At 42.8% G+C, this 18,667-nt stretch carries 20 protein-coding genes; 19 read left to right on the plus strand and 1 reads right to left on the minus strand.

Translation table 11 applies throughout. The features are described 5' to 3' along the window. From ATE37_RS00435 to ATE37_RS00455, 5 genes are all read left to right on the plus strand, one after another. Entirely contained in the window at window positions 1-561 is a 561-nt protein-coding gene (locus ATE37_RS00435; RefSeq protein ID WP_084867089.1) for a DUF1697 domain-containing protein, read from the plus strand. Further along, window positions 558-1,367 carry a purine-nucleoside phosphorylase gene (locus ATE37_RS00440; RefSeq protein WP_084867090.1) on the plus strand — a complete coding sequence of 270 codons (810 nt, stop codon included), beginning with the start codon at window positions 558-560 and terminating at the stop codon, window positions 1,365-1,367. Before ATE37_RS00435 ends, ATE37_RS00440 begins: the two co-directional genes overlap by 4 nt. Before the next feature lie 4 nt (window positions 1,368-1,371). Further along, window positions 1,372-2,082: a type 1 glutamine amidotransferase gene (locus ATE37_RS00445; RefSeq protein WP_084867092.1), complete on the plus strand. Its 711-nt coding sequence runs from the start codon at window positions 1,372-1,374 to the stop codon at window positions 2,080-2,082. A gap of 222 nt (window positions 2,083-2,304) precedes the next feature. After that, window positions 2,305-3,015 (plus strand): purine-nucleoside phosphorylase, encoded by a 711-nt coding sequence (deoD, locus tag ATE37_RS00450; RefSeq protein ID WP_084867617.1) that lies wholly within the window; start codon window positions 2,305-2,307, stop codon window positions 3,013-3,015. 153 nt (window positions 3,016-3,168) lie between these two features. Then, window positions 3,169-3,900 (plus strand): NAD-dependent protein deacylase, encoded by a 732-nt coding sequence (locus ATE37_RS00455; RefSeq protein ID WP_009730048.1) that lies wholly within the window; start codon window positions 3,169-3,171, stop codon window positions 3,898-3,900. 199 nt (window positions 3,901-4,099) lie between these two features. Here the strand turns inward: ATE37_RS00455 and pavA are convergent, their stop codons facing one another. After that, on the minus strand, window positions 4,100-5,755 hold the full coding sequence (pavA, locus tag ATE37_RS00460; RefSeq protein WP_084867093.1) for an Rqc2 family fibronectin-binding protein PavA: 1,656 nt from the start codon (window positions 5,753-5,755) through the stop codon (window positions 4,100-4,102). A gap of 104 nt (window positions 5,756-5,859) precedes the next feature. Here pavA and ybeY point away from each other — a divergent pair, with 104 nt between their 5' ends. The 14 genes from ybeY to pepF all read left to right on the plus strand — a co-directional run bounded on the left by ybeY (window position 5,860) and on the right by pepF (window position 18,667). Continuing rightward, a complete protein-coding gene (gene ybeY / locus ATE37_RS00465; protein ID WP_000275169.1) occupies window positions 5,860-6,357 on the plus strand; it encodes an rRNA maturation RNase YbeY in 498 nt (165 codons plus the stop codon). Continuing rightward, window positions 6,338-6,733 (plus strand): diacylglycerol kinase family protein, encoded by a 396-nt coding sequence (locus ATE37_RS00470; protein WP_057489014.1) that lies wholly within the window; start codon window positions 6,338-6,340, stop codon window positions 6,731-6,733. The genes ybeY and ATE37_RS00470 overlap by 20 nt, the downstream gene beginning before the upstream one ends. Window positions 6,734-6,749: 16 nt before the next feature. Beyond that, complete coding sequence (era, locus tag ATE37_RS00475; RefSeq protein ID WP_057489015.1) at window positions 6,750-7,649, plus strand: GTPase Era; 900 nt, start codon at window positions 6,750-6,752, stop codon at window positions 7,647-7,649. 48 nt (window positions 7,650-7,697) lie between these two features. Then, window positions 7,698-8,522, plus strand: coding sequence for a DNA-formamidopyrimidine glycosylase (gene mutM, locus ATE37_RS00480; protein WP_084867095.1), 825 nt, complete (start codon window positions 7,698-7,700; stop codon window positions 8,520-8,522). Further along, window positions 8,522-9,127, plus strand: a complete 606-nt coding sequence (coaE, locus tag ATE37_RS00485; protein WP_084867096.1) for a dephospho-CoA kinase — start codon at window positions 8,522-8,524, stop codon at window positions 9,125-9,127. The genes mutM and coaE overlap by 1 nt, the downstream gene beginning before the upstream one ends. Next, a complete protein-coding gene (pmrA, locus tag ATE37_RS00490; protein WP_084867098.1) occupies window positions 9,114-10,313 on the plus strand; it encodes a multidrug efflux MFS transporter PmrA in 1,200 nt (399 codons plus the stop codon). The genes coaE and pmrA overlap by 14 nt, the downstream gene beginning before the upstream one ends. Then, window positions 10,313-10,462 carry a 50S ribosomal protein L33 gene (gene rpmG, locus ATE37_RS00495; RefSeq protein WP_007519517.1) on the plus strand — a complete coding sequence of 50 codons (150 nt, stop codon included), beginning with the start codon at window positions 10,313-10,315 and terminating at the stop codon, window positions 10,460-10,462. The genes pmrA and rpmG overlap by 1 nt, the downstream gene beginning before the upstream one ends. Window positions 10,463-10,501: 39 nt before the next feature. Continuing rightward, complete coding sequence (gene secG / locus ATE37_RS00500) at window positions 10,502-10,735, plus strand: preprotein translocase subunit SecG (RefSeq protein ID WP_000282517.1); 234 nt, start codon at window positions 10,502-10,504, stop codon at window positions 10,733-10,735. A gap of 97 nt (window positions 10,736-10,832) precedes the next feature. Beyond that, window positions 10,833-13,160: a ribonuclease R gene (gene rnr / locus ATE37_RS00505; RefSeq protein WP_084867100.1), complete on the plus strand. Its 2,328-nt coding sequence runs from the start codon at window positions 10,833-10,835 to the stop codon at window positions 13,158-13,160. Beyond that, complete coding sequence (smpB, locus tag ATE37_RS00510) at window positions 13,147-13,614, plus strand: SsrA-binding protein SmpB (protein ID WP_001051742.1); 468 nt, start codon at window positions 13,147-13,149, stop codon at window positions 13,612-13,614. Before rnr ends, smpB begins: the two co-directional genes overlap by 14 nt. Window positions 13,615-13,627: 13 nt before the next feature. Next, window positions 13,628-14,488, plus strand: coding sequence for an SAM-dependent methyltransferase TehB (tehB, locus tag ATE37_RS00515; protein ID WP_084867102.1), 861 nt, complete (start codon window positions 13,628-13,630; stop codon window positions 14,486-14,488). Between the two features lie 176 nt (window positions 14,489-14,664). Further along, window positions 14,665-15,813 (plus strand): PDDEXK family nuclease, encoded by a 1,149-nt coding sequence (locus ATE37_RS00520; RefSeq protein ID WP_084867104.1) that lies wholly within the window; start codon window positions 14,665-14,667, stop codon window positions 15,811-15,813. A 76-nt stretch (window positions 15,814-15,889) separates the two neighbouring features. Further along, a complete protein-coding gene (locus tag ATE37_RS00525; RefSeq protein ID WP_084867106.1) occupies window positions 15,890-16,846 on the plus strand; it encodes a competence protein CoiA in 957 nt (318 codons plus the stop codon). Window positions 16,847-16,864: 18 nt separating this feature from the next. Continuing rightward, window positions 16,865-18,667, plus strand: coding sequence for an oligoendopeptidase F (pepF, locus tag ATE37_RS00530; protein ID WP_084867108.1), 1,803 nt, complete (start codon window positions 16,865-16,867; stop codon window positions 18,665-18,667).

The raw sequence follows: 18,667 nt of genomic DNA on the forward strand, positions 1-18,667 counted from the left end.
ATGACGCGCTATGCTTTACTGGTAAGGGGCATTAATGTCGGTGGGAAGAATAAGGTTGCTATGGCGCAACTTCGTCAAGAATTGACAGAGTTGGGAGTGGAAAAAGTTGATACCTACATCAACAGTGGCAATATTTTCTTTACTTCGGCAGATGCCAAAGCCCAATTGGTTGAAAAGTTAGAGACTTTCTTTGAAGTCCATTATCCATTTATTCAGAGCTTTTCTTTGCTGAGTCAGGAAGACTATGAGGCAGAGCTAAAGAATCTGCCAGATTGGTGGACCAAAGATTTAGCACGAAAGGATGTCCTCTTTTACACTGAGGGCTTGGATGTGGCGCAAGTCAATGAGACAGTTGAAAGTTTGGAACTGAAAGATGAAGTGGTTTATTTTGGAAGACTTGGGATTTTCTGGGGGAAATTTTCTGAGGAATCCTACTATGCAACTGCCTATCATAAGTACTTGCTCAAGATGCCTTTTTATCGTCACATCACCATTCGCAATGCAAAAACCTTTGACAAAATCGGTCAACTGCTAAAAAATAATAAAGGAGACACAGAATGACATTTTTAGATAAAATCAAGGAAACAGCTGCTTTCCTGAAAGAAAAGGGAATACTAGCGCCTGAGTTCGGTTTAATCCTTGGATCAGGACTTGGAGAATTGGCGGAAGAAATCGAAAATCCAGTTGTAGTAGATTATGCAGACATTCCAAACTGGGGCCGCTCTACAGTAGTCGGTCACGCTGGTAAATTGGTATATGGAGAACTTGCAGGTCGAAAAGTCTTGGCTCTTCAAGGTCGCTTCCATTTTTACGAGGGAAATCCTCTGGAAGTGGTGACTTTTCCAGTACGTGTGATGAAAGTCCTCGGTTGTGAAGGCGTCATTGTAACCAATGCGGCTGGTGGTATTGGTTTCGGTCCTGGTACCTTGATGGCTATCTCAGACCATATCAACATGACCGGGCAGAATCCATTGATGGGTGAAAACTTGGATGATTTTGGTCCACGTTTCCCTGATATGTCTAAAGCCTACACACCAGAATACCGTGCTACTGCCCATGAAGTGGCTAAAAAACTCGGTATCAAGCTTGATGAAGGTGTCTATATCGGTGTAACCGGTCCGACTTATGAAACACCTGCAGAAATTCGTGCCTATAAGACACTTGGAGCAGATGCAGTTGGTATGTCCACTGTTCCTGAAGTGATTGTGGCAGCCCACTCAGGCTTGAAAGTTTTAGGAATTTCATGTATCACTAACCATGCTGCTGGTTTCCAAGAAGAACTCAATCACGAAGAGGTTGTAGAAGTGACTGAACGTGTCAAAGGTGACTTCAAAGGTTTGCTTAAAGCGATTCTTGCAGAATTGTAATGTCATGAGAGTTCACTTTATTTTGCATGAGACATTTGAGGTTCCAGGCGCATATCTAAAATGGGCTATAGAACGAGGTCATCAAATTACATCAACAAAGGTTTATGAAAAAGAACCTCTTCCTGAAACAATTGACGGGATTGATTTTCTGATTGTCATGGGTGGTCCTCAATCACCTGATGAGGATAGAGAAAACTTCCCATACTATGATCCAAAGGCTGAGCTTGCTTTTATGAAAGAAGCGATTGCTACAGATATTTATATTGTTGGTGTCTGTCTTGGTGCGCAGCTCCTGTCTGTTGCCTATGGTGCGAAGTATGAACATAGTCCAGAGCGCGAGATCGGCGTTTATCCTGTGACATTGACGATGCAAGGTCTAACAGATCCTCATGTCAGCTTGTTCGAAAAAACCTTAGAAACCGGCCACTGGCACGGTGATATGCCAGGGCTGACAGAGGATGCTGTCGTCCTGGCGACCAGTCAAGGTTGTCCACGCCAAATTATTCGCTTCAGTCCAAAACATTATGCCTTTCAGGCTCATTTGGAATTTGATCCCGAAGCAGTAGAACTCTTAATTACTGCGGATGGTGAGGAGCAATTAAGAGAGCAAAGTGAAAAGTTCACTTTCGTTCAAACACCAGAAGAATTACGTAGAAACGATTACTCTGAAATGAATTCAAAACTGTATGCATTTTTAGATTCATTGGTAAACTAGGAACTACAGAAAGGCAGAGTATCTGAGTTATAGTCAAACTTGGGCTAACTGTTCTGCGAAATATTTAATTTTAAAATCAAGAAAGAAAGGATGGGTAAACCGTATTTGCTGAACTGAATACGGGCGGAGAACTGTGTAAAAAAGATAAACTGACTAGCATCTGTGATGCTTCGTCAGTTTCCTATTTTTACTTTGTTCTCTGTCGCCCTTTATATCTTAACTATGTCTATCCATATTGCTGCTAAGCAGGGTGAAATTGCTGATAAAATTCTTCTTCCTGGGGATCCTCTTCGTGCGAAATTTATTGCGGAGAACTTCCTTGAAGATGCTGTTTGTTTTAATGAAGTGCGTAACATGTTTGGTTACACTGGTACTTACAAGGGCCACCGTGTATCTGTCATGGGAACTGGGATGGGGATGCCTTCCATTTCTATATATGCGCGTGAGTTGATTGTAGACTACGGTGTAAAGAAATTGATCCGTGTGGGAACTGCTGGTTCTTTGAATGAAGATGTCCACGTCCGTGAATTGGTTTTGGCGCAAGCAGCTGCAACCAACTCAAACATCATCCGCAACGACTGGCCACAGTATGATTTTCCACAAATCGCTAGTTTTGATTTGCTAGACAAGGCCTACCATATCGCCAAAGAACTTGGTATGACCACCCACGTTGGAAACGTTTTGTCATCAGATGTCTTTTACTCAAACTACTTTGAAAAGAACATCGAACTTGGTAAATGGGGAGTTAAGGCTGTGGAAATGGAGGCAGCAGCTCTTTACTATCTTGCTGCCCAACACCACGTTGATTCACTTGCTATCATGACCATTTCTGATAGCTTGGTCAATCCAGATGAAGACACCACTGCAGAAGAACGCCAAAATACCTTCACCGATATGATGAAGGTTGGTTTGGAAACCTTAATTGCAGAGTAAACATCGTATTACTTTGAGATAAGGTTATTTCTAAGATTGATTCAAATGCTTTAATCTCAAATATATCAGTAATGATAAAGGAAGAGTTGAAAATCAGATTGCTGGAGCTATTGGTTTTCAACTTTTTTAGAACCCAGCTTAAGGAGAAATGTGATGGATAAAATTGAACAATTACAAGACTTGATAGATCAAAGCCAACGGATTGTTTTCTTTGGAGGGGCAGGAGTGTCAACCGAGTCTAATATCCCAGATTTTCGTAGTTCAGATGGTGTTTATAGTCATCAGTTAGGCCGTCATTTTACGGCAGAGCAACTCGTTTCTCGAACCATGTTTGAGCGCTATCCAGAAGATTTTTTTGACTTCTATAAAAAATACCTGATTTATCCAGAAGCAAAGCCTAATGCTGCTCACACTTATCTGGCTACTTTGGAAAAGACAGGTAAGCTAAAGGCTGTTGTGACACAAAATATCGATAGTCTTCATGAAATGGCTGGCTCCCAAAAAGTCTTTAAATTGCATGGGAGTGCGGACCGGAATTACTGCCTAGGTTGTCAACATTTCTATGACTTAACTGCTTTTCTTGCCCTCGAGGGACCTGTTCCCCACTGCTTAGACTGTGGCAAGGTGGTCAAGCCTGACGTGACCTTGTATGAAGAATCACTTGACATGGATGTTTTTAGTCAAGCTGCACAAGCTATTCGGCAAGCAGACTTGCTGATTATTGGTGGGACTTCCTTGGTTGTTTATCCTGCAGCTAGCCTAGTAAACTATTTTTCTGGGACAAATCTGGTCCTTATCAATAAAACCAGTATTCCACAAGACAGTCAAGCTACATTGGTCATTGAAGGCAAGATTGGGGAAGTCTTTTCGAAATTGAGACAATAAAAGAATTTTAGAAGATAGCAACAATACCTTGTTACTTGAAAGAGAAAACTATCTCATTTATTGACCACTATCTCGCCCTTTGAGAGTTATTAAAAACTGGCTGAGAAAATCAAAACACCTTCACCGATATGATGAAGGTTGGTTTGGAAACCTTGATTGCAGAGTAAATTGTAAAAGAAAATCCTGATTTCAAGTGGAATCAGGATTTTTTCATAGATGCGATTTTTTCTGGGTCCGGTGTAACTCGGAGGGTCTTTTGTCCTGTGTAGGTTACAAAGCCAGGTTTTCCACCAGTTGGTTTGTTGAGTTTTTTCACTTCAATCATATCTACTTGCACGAGATTTGACAAGCGCCCTTTGGAAAAGTAGGCTGCTAGTTCGGCTGCGTCTGTTTTAACTTCATCAGATGGGGCAAGATTTCCTGAGATGACGACGTGGCTTCCAGGGATGTCCTTGGCATGGAACCAAAGTTCCTCCTTGCGGGCCATTTTAAAGGTCAATTCCTCATTTTGCAGGTTGTTTCGACCGACATAGATGGTGGTCTTGCCATCGCTCGCCAGATACTGTTCTGGTTTTTTGCGCTTGTGAATTTTCTCCCGTTGCCTTCTACGGATAAATCCTGTTTGGATCAATTCTTCACGGATTTCAGCGATTTCCTCCAGTCCAGCTTGGTTGAGGACGGTTTCCACGCTTTCTAGATAGAGAATGGTTGCCTTGGTTTCTTCGATCAGCTCAGTCAAGTATTTGACAGCTTCTTTGAGTTTCTGGTAACGTTTAAAATAGCGTTGAGCATTCTGACTGGGAGTCAAGGCCTTATCCAGCGCAATGGTGATAGGCTGATTGGTGTAGTAGTTGTCTAGGATAACCTGATCTTGGTCATTAGGTACTTGGTTGAGGAAGGTTGTCAGCAATTCCCCTTTTTGTCGAAACTCCTCAGCATTGTCTGTCGCTAGTAACTCTTTTTCTTGTTTTTTCAGCTTATGTCGATTTTTTTGAAGTTCATTTTCAACACGACGAATGAGTTCACTGGCTTGCTGTTTGACACGGTCGCGTTCGGCCTTGTCTTTGTAGTAGGTATCCAGAAGATCAGAAAGACTGGCAAAAGGCTCTCCTACACGATTCGCAAAAGGAACTGGACTGAAGGAAGTCTCTGTTAAGCATGGCTTGGTTTTTTGACTGAAAAAGTTACGGAAAGTAGACAGTTTATCACTGACAAGAATGTTTTCCAATTCATTTGCTGTATCGCGTCCTAAACCTTGAAAGAGGCTTTGAAGATTTTTTGCTGTTAGTTCTTGGGTTTGCAGAATTTCAAAGAGCTTTTCATCCTTGACAGTATAAGGATTGAGAGATTCGGTACTAGGCGGAGCAATATAGGTTGAACCTGGAAGCAAGGTGCGGTAGCTATTTTGCGAAAAGCCAACGTGTTTGATGACTTCGAGGATTTTATGGCTACTTTTATCCACAAGGAGAATATTACTGTGTTTGCCCATAATCTCGATAATCAAGGTAGCCTGAATATGGTCCCCAATTTCGTTTTTATTAGAAACCGTGATCTCCACAATACGGTCATTTTCGACTTGCTCAATCGACTCAATCACAGCTCCTTGTAAATATTTTCTCAAAACCATGATAAAAGTCGAAGGTTGGGCTGGATTTTCAAAAGTCGTTTGGGTCAGTTGAATGCGTCCAAAAACTGGATGGGCAGAAAGGAGCAGGCGATGGCTTTGGCGATTGCTGCGGATTTGCAAGACCAACTCTTGTTCAAAAGGTTGATTGATTTTCTGGATGCGACCATTGACCAACTCTCTTCGCAATTCCTCAACCATGTGGTGTAAAAAAAATCCGTCAAATGACATCGTTCTCTCCTTGTGATTGTATTCCATAGTATTATATCAAAAAGGTAGAATAAAATCATGGAAATGTGGTATAATAAAGCCAAGTAAAGAGAATCGAGAAGTACATGTATATTGAAATGGTAGATGAAACTGGTCAAGTTTCACAAGAAATCTTGCAACAAACCCAAGAAATTTTGGAATTTGCAGCCCAAAAAATAGGAAAAGAAGACAAGGAGATGGCAGTCACTTTTGTGACCAACGAGCGTAGCCACGAACTCAATCTCGAGTACCGTGATACCGATCGTCCGACGGATGTCATCAGCCTTGAGTATAAGCCAGAGTTGGACATTGCCTTTGACGAAGAGGATTTGCTGGAAAATCCAGAATTGGCAGAAATGATGTCTGAGTTTGATGCCTACATTGGGGAGCTTTTTATCTCTATCGATAAAGCGCATGAGCAGGCTGAGGAATACGGTCACAGCTTTGAGCGTGAGATGGGCTTCTTGGCAGTACACGGCTTTTTACACATTAACGGCTATGATCACTACACTCCGGAAGAAGAAGCGGAGATGTTCGGTTTACAAGAAGAAATTTTGACAGCCTATGGACTCACAAGACAATAAACGAAAATGGAAAAATCGTGACCTGGTATCTAGTTTAGAATTTGCTTTGACAGGTATTTTTACCGCTATCAAGGACGAACGTAATATGCGCAAACATGCAGTGACGGCACTAGTAGTCGTCCTTGCAGGTTTTGTTTTTCAGGTGTCACGGATTGAATGGCTCTTTCTCCTAATGAGCATTTTCTTGGTAGTAGCTTTTGAGATTATTAACTCCGCTATCGAAAATGTGGTGGATTTAGCCAGTCATTATCACTTTTCTATGTTGGCAAAGAAAGCCAAGGACATGGCAGCAGGTGCCGTGCTTGTGGTCTCTCTTTTTGCTGCAGTGACAGGTGCACTTATCTTTATCCCACGTATTTGGGATATACTTTTTTAAACAATAAGAGGAAAATATGACATTTAAATCAGGCTTTGTAGCTATTTTGGGACGTCCTAATGTTGGGAAGTCGACCTTTTTGAATCACGTCATGGGGCAAAAGATTGCTATTATGAGTGACAAGGCGCAGACAACGCGCAATAAAATCATGGGGATTTACACCACAGATAAGGAGCAAATCGTCTTTATCGACACACCAGGAATTCACAAGCCCAAAACAGCTCTTGGGGATTTCATGGTGGAATCTGCCTACAGCACCCTTCGTGAAGTAGACACTGTTCTGTTTATGGTACCAGCTGATGAGCCACGTGGTAAGGGCGACGACATGATTATCGAGCGTCTGAAAGCCGCCAAGGTTCCTGTGATTCTGGTGGTGAATAAGATTGACAAGGTCCATCCAGACCAGCTTTTGGCTCAGATTGATGACTTCCGTAACCAGATGGACTTTAAGGAAATTGTTCCTATCTCAGCCCTTCAGGGAAATAACGTTTCTCGTCTAATCGATATTTTGAGTGAAAATCTAGAGGAAGGTTTCCAGTATTTCCCAGCTGATCAAATCACAGATCATCCTGAGCGTTTCTTGGTTTCAGAGATGATTCGTGAGAAAGTCTTGCACCTAACTCGAGAAGAGATTCCTCACTCAGTTGCAGTGGTAGTTGACTCCATGAAGCGTGATGAAGAGACAGACAAGGTTCATATCCGTGCAACCATCATGGTCGAGCGTGATAGTCAAAAAGGTATCATCATCGGTAAAGGTGGCGCCATGCTTAAGAAAATTGGTAGCCTGGCCCGTCGTGATATCGAACTCATGCTAGGGGACAAGGTTTTCCTAGAAACCTGGGTCAAGGTCAAGAAAAACTGGCGTGATAAAAAGCTAGATTTGGCTGACTTTGGCTATAATGAAAAAGAATACTAAGTAGAGGTGGGCTCATGCCTGCTTCTTGTTTTTACAGAAGGAGGATTTATGCCTGAATTACCTGAGGTTGAAACGGTTCGTCGTGGCTTAGAAAAATTGATCTTGGGAAAGAAGATTTCTAATATTGAGATTGCTTATCCCAAGATGATTAAGACAGATTTGGACGAGTTTCGAAAGGAAGTGCCTGGTCAAGTAATTGAGTCCATGGGGCGTCGTGGAAAATATTTGCTTTTTTTCCTGACAGACAAGGTCTTGATTTCCCATTTGCGGATGGAGGGCAAGTATTTCTACTATCCGGATCAGGTTCCTGAACGTAAACACGCCCATGTTTTCTTCCATTTTGAGGATGGTGGGATGCTTGTTTATGAGGATGTACGCAAGTTTGGCACCATGGAACTCTTGGCACCCGACCTTTTGGATGCCTACTTTGTATCTAAAAAACTAGGGCCTGAGCCAAGAGAGCAGGACTTTGATTTGCAGGTCTTTCAAGCTGCTCTATCCAAGTCTAAAAAGCCTATCAAATCCCATCTCCTAGACCAGACCTTGGTAGCTGGCCTTGGCAATATCTATGTGGATGAGGTTCTCTGGCGAGCTCAGATTCATCCAGCAAGACCTTCCCAGACTTTGACAGCAGAAGAAGCGACAGCTATTCATGACCAGACCATTGCTGTTTTGGGACAGGCAGTCGAAAAGGGCGGCTCCACCATTCGGACCTATACCAATGCATTTGGGGAAGACGGAACCATGCAGGACTTCCATCAGGTCTATGATAAGACTGGACAAGCATGTTCGCGCTGTGGGGCAGTGATTGAGAAAATTCAACTAGGCGGACGTGGAACTCATTTTTGTCCTCAGTGTCAAAGGAGGGACTGATGGGAAAAATCATCGGAATCACAGGAGGAATTGCCTCAGGTAAGTCAACTGTGACAAATTTCCTAAGAGAACAAGGCTTTCAAGTGGTGGATGCTGACGCAGTCGTCCACCAGCTACAAAAACCTGGTGGTCGTCTTTATCAGCTCTTAGTTCAGCACTTTGGGCAGGAAATCATCCTTGAAAATGGAGAACTCAATCGCTCTCTCCTAGCTAGTCTCATCTTTTCAAATCCTGAAGAACGTGAATGGTCTAGGATAACTCAAGGAGAGATTATTCGTGAGGAATTGGCTGCACTGAGAGAACAGTTAGCCCAGACAGAAACGATTTTTTTCATGGATATTCCCCTGCTTTTTGAACAGGACTACGCCAACTGGTTTGATGAAACATGGCTGGTCTATGTGGACCGTGATGTTCAGGTGGATCGTTTCATGAAACGAGATCATCTTTCTAAGGAAGTAGCGGAGTCCCGTTTGGCTGCCCAGTGGTCTTTAGAAGAAAAGAAAAAATTGGCGAGCCATATATTAGATAATAATGGCAGTCGCGATCAGCTTGTGGGTCAAGTAGTGAAGTTACTTGAAGGAGGCGATAGCTGTGCAAGAGATTAGTTGGAAAGAGAATCTTCGTGTCGCCTGGTTCGGTAGTTTTCTAACGGGAGCCAGTATTTCCTTGGTTGTCCCTTTCATGCCTATCTTTGTAGAGCAGTTGGGAATTGAAGGGGACCAAGTTGCTTTCTATGCTGGATTAGCTATCTCAGTTTCGGCTGTTTCAGCAGCTCTAGTTTCTCCTATCTGGGGTATTCTTGCTGACAAATATGGTCGAAAACCCATGATGATTCGAGCAGGTCTTGCCATGACCATTACGATGGGAGGTTTGGCCTTCGTGCCAAATATCTATTGGCTACTCTTTCTGCGCTTGCTCAATGGTGTATTTACTGGTTTTGTCCCCAATGCAACGGCCTTGATTGCCAGTCAGGTACCTAAAGATAAGTCGGGAGCGGCTCTGGGGACTCTATCTACAGGTGTTGTTGCAGGAACACTGACGGGTCCCTTTGTTGGAGGCTTTATTGCTGAAATTTTTGGCATTCGCAATGTCTTTTTATTGGTAGGCGCTTTCCTATTTTTAGCTGCAATCCTAACCATTTTCTTTATCAAGGAAGATTTTCAGCCAGTGGCTAAGGAGAAGGCTATCCCAACGAAAGAAGTATTTTCTTCTTTCAAGTATCCTAGGCTCTTAGTAAATCTATTTTTGACGAGCTTTGTCATTCAATTTTCAGCTCAATCAATTGGTCCCATTCTAGCTCTCTATGTGCGGGACTTAGGGCAGTCCGAAAATCTCCTCCTTGTATCAGGATTAATCGTATCCAGCATGGGATTTTCTAGCATGATGAGTGCTGGAATTCTAGGAAAACTTGGCGATAGGGTAGGGAATCATAGATTGTTGGTCGCGGCGCAGATTTATTCCGTCATCATTTACCTTCTTTGTGCCCATGCAACCAGCCCCCTTCAACTTGGCTTGTATCGTTTTCTCTTTGGTTTGGGAACGGGAGCTCTCATACCGGGAGTCAATGCCCTTCTCAGCAAAATGACTCCAAAATCAGGTATTTCAAGGACTTTCGCCTTCAACCAAGTCTTTTTTTACCTTGGTGGAGTGATCGGACCTATGGCGGGATCCGCAGTTGCAGGATATTTGGGCTACCATGCTGTCTTTTATGCGACAGCAGCCTGTGTAGCTTTCAGTTGTTTATGTAACTTAGTGCAATTTAGATCGTTATTAAAAGTAAAGGAAATCTAGTGCGAGTAAAAATCAATCTCAAGTGCTCCTCTTGTGGCAGCATGAATTATCTAACCAGTAAGAACTCCAAAACTCATCCTGACAAGATTGAGGTTTTAAAGTATTGTCCCAAGGAAAGAAAAGTAACCCTACATCTTGAATCTAAGTAGATTTTATGGTAAAATAATAGGGATTTTAAGGAGTTTGATATGTATAACCTATTGTTAACCATTTTATTAGTATTATCTGTTGTGATTGTGATTGCGATATTCATGCAACCGACTAAGAACCAATCCAGCAATGTATTTGATGCCAGCTCAGGTGATTTGTTTGAACGTAGTAAGGCGCGTGGTTTTGAAGCCGTGATGCAACGTTTGACAGGTATTTTAGTCTTTTTCTGGCTAGCCATTGCCTTAGCATTGACGGTATTATCAAGTAGATAAGAAATGGGCGAGACTAGGTCTTAGCCTATTTTTATTTTGAATGATGTTTACTAAAGTTATCACTCAAAAAGAAATTATAAAAATCTAGAAAGAAAACATGAAAGATAGAATTAAAGAATATTTGCAAGAGAAGGGGCGAGTGACGGTAAATGACCTAGCTCAGGCTCTCGGAAAGGATGGGTCCAAGGATTTCCGTGAGTTGATTAAAACCCTGTCTCTGATGGAAAGAAAGCACCAGATTCGCTTTGAAGATGATGGCAGTTTATGTCTGGACCAAAAGAAGAAACATGAAATCACCCTCAAAGGGATTTTTCATGTCCATAAAAACGGCTTTGGCTTTGTCAGTCTAGAAGGCGAAGAGGACGATCTTTTTGTAGGAAAAAACGATGTCAACTATGCCATTGATGGTGATACCGTTGAGGTCGTGATTAAGAAAGTCGCTGACCGTAACAAGGGAACTGCTGCAGAAGCCAAAATTATCGATATCCTAGAGCATAGCCTGACGACAGTTGTCGGGCAAATTGTTCTGGATCAGGAAAAGCCCAAGTATGCGGGCTACATTCGTTCAAAGAATCAGAAAATCAGCCAACCGATTTATGTGAAGAAACCGGCTATCAAGTTGGAAGGTACTGAAGTTCTCAAGGTCTTTATCGACAAATACCCAAGTAAGAAACATGATTTCTTTGTCGCTAGTGTTCTGGACGTGGTGGGGCACTCGACAGATGCTGGGATTGACGTTCTTGAAGTCTTGGAATCCATGGATATTGTTTCAGAATTTCCAGAAGCTGTTCTCAAGGAGGCAGAAAGTGTGCCAGATGCTCCGTCTCAAAAGGATATGGAAGGTCGTCTGGACCTGATAGATGAGATTACCTTTACCATTGACGGTGCGGATGCCAAGGACTTGGACGACGCAGTTCACATCAAGCCTTTGAAAAATGGCAATATGGAACTCGGGGTTCACATCGCGGATGTTTCCTACTATGTGACAGAGGGTTCTGCACTTGACAAGGAAGCCCTTAACCGCGCGACTTCTGTCTATGTGACAGACCGAGTGGTCCCAATGCTTCCAGAGCGTTTGTCAAATGGAATCTGCTCTCTCAATCCTCAAGTAGATCGCTTGACCCAGTCTGCCATTATGGAAATTGATAAACATGGTCGTGTGGTTAATTACACCATTACCCAAACAGTTATCAAGACTAGCTTTCGTATGACCTATAGCGCTGTCAATGATATCCTAGCAGGTGACGAGGAAAAAAGACAAGAGTATAAGAAAATTGTTCCTAGTATCGAACTCATGGCCAAGCTTCATGAAAGGCTAGAAAGCATGCGTGAGAAGCGTGGCGCCCTTAACTTTGATACCAGCGAAGCAAAGATTCTAGTGGATAAAAAAGGTAAGCCTGTGGATATCGTTCTTCGTCAGCGTGGTGTTGCTGAGCGGATGATTGAGTCCTTCATGTTGATTGCTAATGAAACGGTTGCCAAGCACTTTAGTAAACTGGACCTACCTTTCATTTATCGGATTCACGAGGAGCCCAAGGCTGAAAAAGTTCAGAAGTTTATTGATTATGCTTCGAGCTTTGGCTTGCGGATTTATGGAACTGCCAGTGAGATTAGCCAGGAGGCCCTTCAAGAAATCATGCGTGCGGTTGAGGGAGAGCCCTATGCGGATGTATTATCCATGATGCTTCTCCGTTCTATGCAACAGGCTCGCTATTCTGAGCACAATCACGGTCACTATGGACTAGCCGCTAACTATTACACTCACTTCACCAGTCCGATTCGCCGTTATCCAGACCTCCTTGTCCACCGTATGATTCGGGATTACGGCCGTTCCAAGGAAATAGCAGAGCATTTTGAGCAAGTGATTCCAGAGATTGCAACCCAGTCTTCCAACCGTGAGCGTCGTGCCATTGAGGCTGAGCGCGAAGTCGAAGCCATGAAAAAGGCTGAGTACATGGAAGAATACGTGGGTGAAGAGTATGATGCAGTTGTATCCAGCATTGTCAAGTTCGGTCTCTTTGTCGAATTGCCAAATACAGTTGAAGGCTTGATTCATATCACCAATTTGCCTGAGTTTTATCATTTCAACGAGCGTGACTTGACCCTCCGTGGGGAGAAATCAGGAACAACCTTCCGTGTAGGACAGCAAATTCACATTCGGGTTGAAAGAGCTGACAAGATGACGGGCGAAATTGACTTCTCTTATATTCCAAGTGAGTTTGATGTTATCGAAAAAGGCTTAAAACAAGCTGGGCGCAAAGAAAGAGGGCGTGGTTCAAGTCGTCGTTCAGATAAGAAGGAAGACAAGAAGAAACAAGGTCGTTTTAATGATAAGCGCAAATCGTCTTCTAAAGATAAGAAAAAGGGTAAGAAACCATTTTACAAAGAAGTAGCTAAGAAAGGAGCAAAGCATGGCAAAGGGTGAGGGAAAGGTCGTCGCACAAAATAAAAAAGCACACCACGACTATACAATCGTAGATACGCTAGAGGCAGGGATGGTCCTAACAGGAACTGAAATCAAGAGCGTTCGAGCTGCTCGAATCAATCTCAAGGACGGCTTTGCCCAAGTAAAAAATGGGGAAGTCTGGCTGAGCAATGTCCATATCGCTCCTTACGAAGAGGGCAATATCTGGAATCAGGAACCAGAACGCCGTCGCAAACTCCTGCTCCATAAGAAGCAAATTCAAAAATTGGAACAGGAAACCAAAGGGACAGGAATGACCCTTGTTCCCCTTAAGGTCTATATAAAAGATGGCTATGCCAAGCTTCTTTTAGGACTTGCTAAAGGGAAACATGACTATGACAAACGAGAGTCAATCAAGCGACGTGAACAAAATCGTGACATCGCGCGTGTCATGAAAGCTGTCAACCAGCGATAAAAGAGGAAGTATAATGGAAAAATTAATTGCCTATAAACGGATGCCCTTATGGAATAAACAGACCATGCCAGAAATTGTCCAGCAGAAACACAATACCAAGGTCGGGACTTGGGGAAAAATTACTGTCTTGAAGGGGACACTCAAGTTTATTGAGTTGACTGAAGATGGTGAGGTTCTTGCTGAGCACCTCTTTGAGGCAGGAGCCGACAACCCTATGGCGCAACCGCAAGCCTGGCACCGAGTAGAGGCTGCAACAGACGATGTAGAGTGGTACTTGGAATTTTATTGTCAACCTGAGGATTATTTCCCTAAGAAATACAATACTAATCCAGTCCATTCAGAGGTCTTAGAAGCTATGCAGACAGTGAAACCGGGGAAAGCCTTAGATTTGGGTTGTGGTCAAGGACGTAACTCTCTCTTTCTTGCACAGAATGGTTTTGATGTGACAGCTGTGGATCAAAATGAATTGTCCCTTGAAATCTTGCAAAGCATTGTGGAGCAAGAGGATCTAGACATGCCTGTCGGTCTTTACGATATCAATTCAGCTAGCATTGGGCAAGCCTATGATTTTATCGTTTCAACAGTTGTTCTGATGTTCCTACAAGCGGACCGCATTCCAGCTATTATCCAAAATATGCAGGAGCACACCACGGTCGGTGGTTACAACCTTATCGTCTGTGCTATGGATACGGAGGATTATCCTTGCTCAGTCAACTTTCCATTCACATTTAAAGAAGGGGAGTTGGCGGACTACTACAAAGATTGGGAATTGGTTAAGTACAATGAAAATCCAGGACATCTGCACCGTCGTGATGAAAATGGCAATCGCATTCAACTACGCTTTGCGACCATGTTAGCCAAAAAAGTCAAGTAAATCAAACTTAACCCAGCGAATAGAAATCACTTTGCAAGGTTTCTATTCGTTTTTGTTTGCGTTGGTTGATTGGGACGAGCAGGTTTTATGCTATACTAGAAGTAGGAAATCTGAGCAGTAGAGGTCTATTACTGTCTCTCTCAGAGCAAGAAGTTGTAGATGATGGAGGTGATCAAATGACGAGTCTTTTGGTGGAACTGTATGATCGGCATGTATTGGAAAAGAATGTCTACCAAGCTTTTGTCAGTGATTGTGACGAGATTCTCTTCCTATCTTTGACGAAAATAAGCAATAACGATAAACTTTCACTGCGCCATTTTATCCTGGATGAAGTCCCCCATATCCAACGAGTGACCTTTCGTCAGTTATCCTTAGAACAACTAGCAGATCAGTTAGATTATTGTCTAGCAGGCTATGACCAGGTTCTTCTTGATGTTTTTGGTGGGGATTCGCTACTAGCCTTATCCGTCTATCAATACGGCTTGGATCGGGACCTCCCCATCGTTGCCATGGATGTCGAGAGGGGAAAACAATACAAGTGGGTAGCTGGTCAGTTGGAAAAAGAAGACTTGGACATTCCAACCCTAAGCATCCAACAGTTGATAGCTTTACGTGGTGGAAAAATGCTCAAATCAAAACGCCCTATCCACTCAGCTCAGCAAATTGCAGCCATTAAAAAGCTAGCCAGCTCTGCTATTTTCAATCCTGCTCACTGGTATCAAGTGACCCAATTTTTCTCTCTAGCTAAGACCAATGACCTTCATGCTGAGACCGAAAAAATACTGGATAACAACGGCAAGTATTATCACTATCCAGAATCCCTTGTCCCCTTACTTGTGGAAGCGGGGATGCTTCGTATTGAAGGCGAGGACAAGGAGCGAGTAGCATACAGCTTTCCAAGTCAAGAAGCTCAAGTCTTTTGTCGCAATAAGGGGCATATTTTAGAGGTATATCTCTATCTCTTGGCGCTTGAATCTCAGTTGTTTGATGAATGCATGATAGGCGGTGAGATTGATTGGAATGGCATTTTTCCAGAGGCAGACAATGTTCAAAATGAAATTGATGTCATTCTGAGAAAGGGACGCTCGATTACCTTTATCTCCTGCAAGATGACAGATTTATCAGTTGAAGCCATCAATGAGCTAGAAGTCTACGCCAATCATTTTGCTGGGGAAAGTTGCCTCAAGTTAATTGTCTGTACGGGGAAAATCAATCCTGTTTATGCCAATCGCTGTCAAGAATACGGCGTGCTGGTCATTAGAAGTGAGCAGATTTCCAATCTCATTCCCATGCTAAAAAAATATTCTAAGAGACAAAAAAGATAAGAAATAATATCATGAAAGGCTGGAATTCCAGTCTTTTTTAGTTCTTTTTCGAATAAATGAGAAAAGGAGGTAGACCATGTTTGTAGCCAGAGATGCTAAGGGGAAATTGGTGAATGCCCTCGAAAAAGATGTTAGCAAGCAAACTTATACTTGTCCAGCCTGTGGTGGTGGACTACGATTACGTCAGGGACAGAGTATTCGAACGCACTTTGCCCATGAAAGGTTAAGAGATTGCATCGCTATATTCGAGAATGAAAGTCCAGAACACTTGGGCAACAAAGAGGCCCTTTATCACTGGGCCAAGAAAGACTATCAGGTTGCCCTAGAGTACGCTCTTCCCGAGATCCAGCAGATAGCGGATGTTCTTGTCAATGAGAAACTAGCTCTGGAGGTTCAGTGCAGTCCCTTGTCTCAAAAGCTTTTAGGCGATAGAAGTCAAGGATACCGCAGCCAGGGCTATCAGGTTATCTGGCTACTGGGAGAAAAACTCTGGTTAAAAGAGCGATTAACACAACTGCAAAGAGGATTTCTCTATTTTAGTCAAAATATGGGTTTCTATGTTTGGGAACTAGATCTCAAAAAGCAAGTTTTGAGACTCAAATATCTTCTGCATCAGGATCTACGTGGCAAGCTTCATTTTCAGGTCAAGGAATTTCCCTATGGTCAAGGAAATCTCTTGGAAATCTTACGATTTCCTTATCAAAAACAAAAACTGCCTCGTTTTGCAGTTGAGCAAGATTCCACTATCTGTCACTACATTCGCCAGCAGTTGTACTACCAAACGCCTTACTGGATGAAGAAGCAAGAAGAGGCCTATCATCAAGGAGACAATCTATTAAACCATCAACTGGACGACTGGTATCCCCAAGTCAGACCGATAGAGTCAGATGATTTTTTGCAGATTGAAACGGATTTGACTAGCTATTATAGAAATTTTCAGGCTTACTATCAAAAAAATCCGAAAAATAATCGCCAAAAGCTCTATCCACCAGCTTTTTATCACTTATATTTCTCAAAAAATGTGGTAAAATAGAAAGGATGGAGGAATCTTATGGTATTACAACGACATGAAATAAATGAAAAAGATACATGGGATCTTTCGACAATCTACCCAACAGACCAGGCTTGGGAAGAAGCCTTGAAAGATTTAACTGAAAAAGTACAAACAGCGTCCCAGTATGAGGGACATCTCTTGGACAGCGCAGACAGTTTGCTTGAGATTACAGAATTCTCACTTGACTTGGAACGCCAAGTTGAAAAGCTTTATGTCTATGCGCATATGAAAAATGACCAGGACACGCGTGAAGCCAAGTATCAAGAGTATTATGCCAAGGCTATGACCCTATACAGTCAGTTAGAACAATCCTTTTCATTCTATGAACCTGAGTTTATGGAGATTAGCGAAGAGCAGTATGCGGCCTTCCTAGAAGCTCAACCAAAACTCCAAGTTTACAAGCACTTTTTTGACAAGCTCTTGCAGAAGAAAGATCATGTTCTTTCGCAACGTGAGGAAGAATTGCTTGCTGGAGCAGGAGAAATCTTTGGCGCTGCTAGTGAAACCTTCGCTATTTTGGACAATGCGGATATTAGCTTCCCATACGTGCTTGATGACGAAGGCAATGAAGTGCAACTCTCACACGGTACTTACATCCGTTTGATGGAGTCTAAAAACCGTGAAGTGCGTCGTGGTGCCTATGAAGCCCTTTATGCGACATATGAGCAATTCCAACACACTTATGCTAAGACTTTGCAGACAAATGTCAAGGTGCAAAATTACCGAGCAAAAGTTCACAACTATAAGAGTGCTCGCCATGCAGCCCTCGCAGCAAACTTTGTTCCAGAAAGTGTCTATGACAATCTAGTAGCAGCAGTTCGCAAGCATTTGCCACTTTTGCATCGTTACCTAGAACTTCGTTCTAAAATCTTGGGTATTTCCGACCTCAAGATGTACGATGTTTACACACCGCTTTCGTCAGTAGAATACAGCTTTACCTACGAAGAAGCCTTGAAAAAGGCAGAAGAAGCTTTGGCGGTTTTAGGCGATGACTACTTGAGTCGTGTCAAACGTGCCTTCAGTGAGCGTTGGATTGATGTCTATGAAAACCAAGGCAAGCGTTCTGGTGCCTACTCTGGCGGTTCTTATGATACCAATGCCTTTATGCTCCTCAACTGGCAGGACAATCTAGACAATCTCTTTACCCTTGTCCATGAGACAGGTCACAGTATGCACTCGAGCTATACTCGAGAAACCCAACCTTATGTTTACGGAGATTATTCTATCTTCTTGGCTGAGATTGCCTCAACGACTAACGAAAATATCTTGACAGAGAAATTGTTGGAAGAAGTAGAAGACGATGCGACTCGTTTTGCTATTCTCAATAACTTCCTAGATGGTTTCCGTGGAACAGTCTTCCGTCAAACTCAATTCGCTGAGTTTGAACATGCCATTCACCAAGCAGACCAAAATGGAGAAGTCTTGACAAGTGATTTCCTCAATAAACTCTACGCTGACCTGAACCAAGAGTACTATGGACTCAGCAAGGAAGACAATCCTCAGATCCAATACGAGTGGGCACGCATTCCACACTTCTACTATAACTACTATGTTTATCAGTATTCAACTGGTTTTGCAGCCGCTTCAGCCTTGGCTGAAAAGATTGTTCATGGTAGTCAAGAAGACCGTGACCGCTATATCGACTACCTCAAGGCAGGTAAGTCAGACTATCCGCTCAATGTTATGAGAAAAGCGGGAGTGGATATGGAGAAGGAAGACTATCTCAACGATGCCTTTGCAGTCTTTGAACGTCGCTTGAACGAGTTTGAAGCCCTTGTTGAAAAATTGGGACTAGCTTAA

The organism is Streptococcus oralis subsp. tigurinus, from assembly GCF_002093575.1.
In the GTDB taxonomy this organism is placed as follows: Bacteria; Bacillota; Bacilli; order Lactobacillales; family Streptococcaceae; genus Streptococcus; species Streptococcus oralis_CH.

Excerpts from the sequence above, each read along its gene's own strand:
- ATE37_RS00435 (WP_084867089.1), top strand. The coding sequence starts at position 1 with ATGACGCGCTATGCTTTACTGGTAAGGGGCATTAATGTCGGTGGGAAG.
- ATE37_RS00440 (WP_084867090.1), top strand. The coding sequence starts at position 558 with ATGACATTTTTAGATAAAATCAAGGAAACAGCTGCTTTCCTGAAAGAA.
- ATE37_RS00445 (WP_084867092.1), top strand. The coding sequence starts at position 1,372 with ATGAGAGTTCACTTTATTTTGCATGAGACATTTGAGGTTCCAGGCGCA.
- deoD (WP_084867617.1), top strand. The coding sequence starts at position 2,305 with ATGTCTATCCATATTGCTGCTAAGCAGGGTGAAATTGCTGATAAAATT.
- ATE37_RS00455 (WP_009730048.1), top strand. The coding sequence starts at position 3,169 with ATGGATAAAATTGAACAATTACAAGACTTGATAGATCAAAGCCAACGG.
- pavA (WP_084867093.1), bottom strand. The coding sequence starts at position 5,755 with ATGTCATTTGACGGATTTTTTTTACACCACATGGTTGAGGAATTGCGA.
- ybeY (WP_000275169.1), top strand. The coding sequence starts at position 5,860 with ATGTATATTGAAATGGTAGATGAAACTGGTCAAGTTTCACAAGAAATC.
- ATE37_RS00470 (WP_057489014.1), top strand. The coding sequence starts at position 6,338 with ATGGACTCACAAGACAATAAACGAAAATGGAAAAATCGTGACCTGGTA.
- era (WP_057489015.1), top strand. The coding sequence starts at position 6,750 with ATGACATTTAAATCAGGCTTTGTAGCTATTTTGGGACGTCCTAATGTT.
- mutM (WP_084867095.1), top strand. The coding sequence starts at position 7,698 with ATGCCTGAATTACCTGAGGTTGAAACGGTTCGTCGTGGCTTAGAAAAA.
- coaE (WP_084867096.1), top strand. The coding sequence starts at position 8,522 with ATGGGAAAAATCATCGGAATCACAGGAGGAATTGCCTCAGGTAAGTCA.
- secG (WP_000282517.1), top strand. The coding sequence starts at position 10,502 with ATGTATAACCTATTGTTAACCATTTTATTAGTATTATCTGTTGTGATT.
- rnr (WP_084867100.1), top strand. The coding sequence starts at position 10,833 with ATGAAAGATAGAATTAAAGAATATTTGCAAGAGAAGGGGCGAGTGACG.
- smpB (WP_001051742.1), top strand. The coding sequence starts at position 13,147 with ATGGCAAAGGGTGAGGGAAAGGTCGTCGCACAAAATAAAAAAGCACAC.
- tehB (WP_084867102.1), top strand. The coding sequence starts at position 13,628 with ATGGAAAAATTAATTGCCTATAAACGGATGCCCTTATGGAATAAACAG.
- ATE37_RS00520 (WP_084867104.1), top strand. The coding sequence starts at position 14,665 with ATGACGAGTCTTTTGGTGGAACTGTATGATCGGCATGTATTGGAAAAG.
- ATE37_RS00525 (WP_084867106.1), top strand. The coding sequence starts at position 15,890 with ATGTTTGTAGCCAGAGATGCTAAGGGGAAATTGGTGAATGCCCTCGAA.
- pepF (WP_084867108.1), top strand. The coding sequence starts at position 16,865 with ATGGTATTACAACGACATGAAATAAATGAAAAAGATACATGGGATCTT.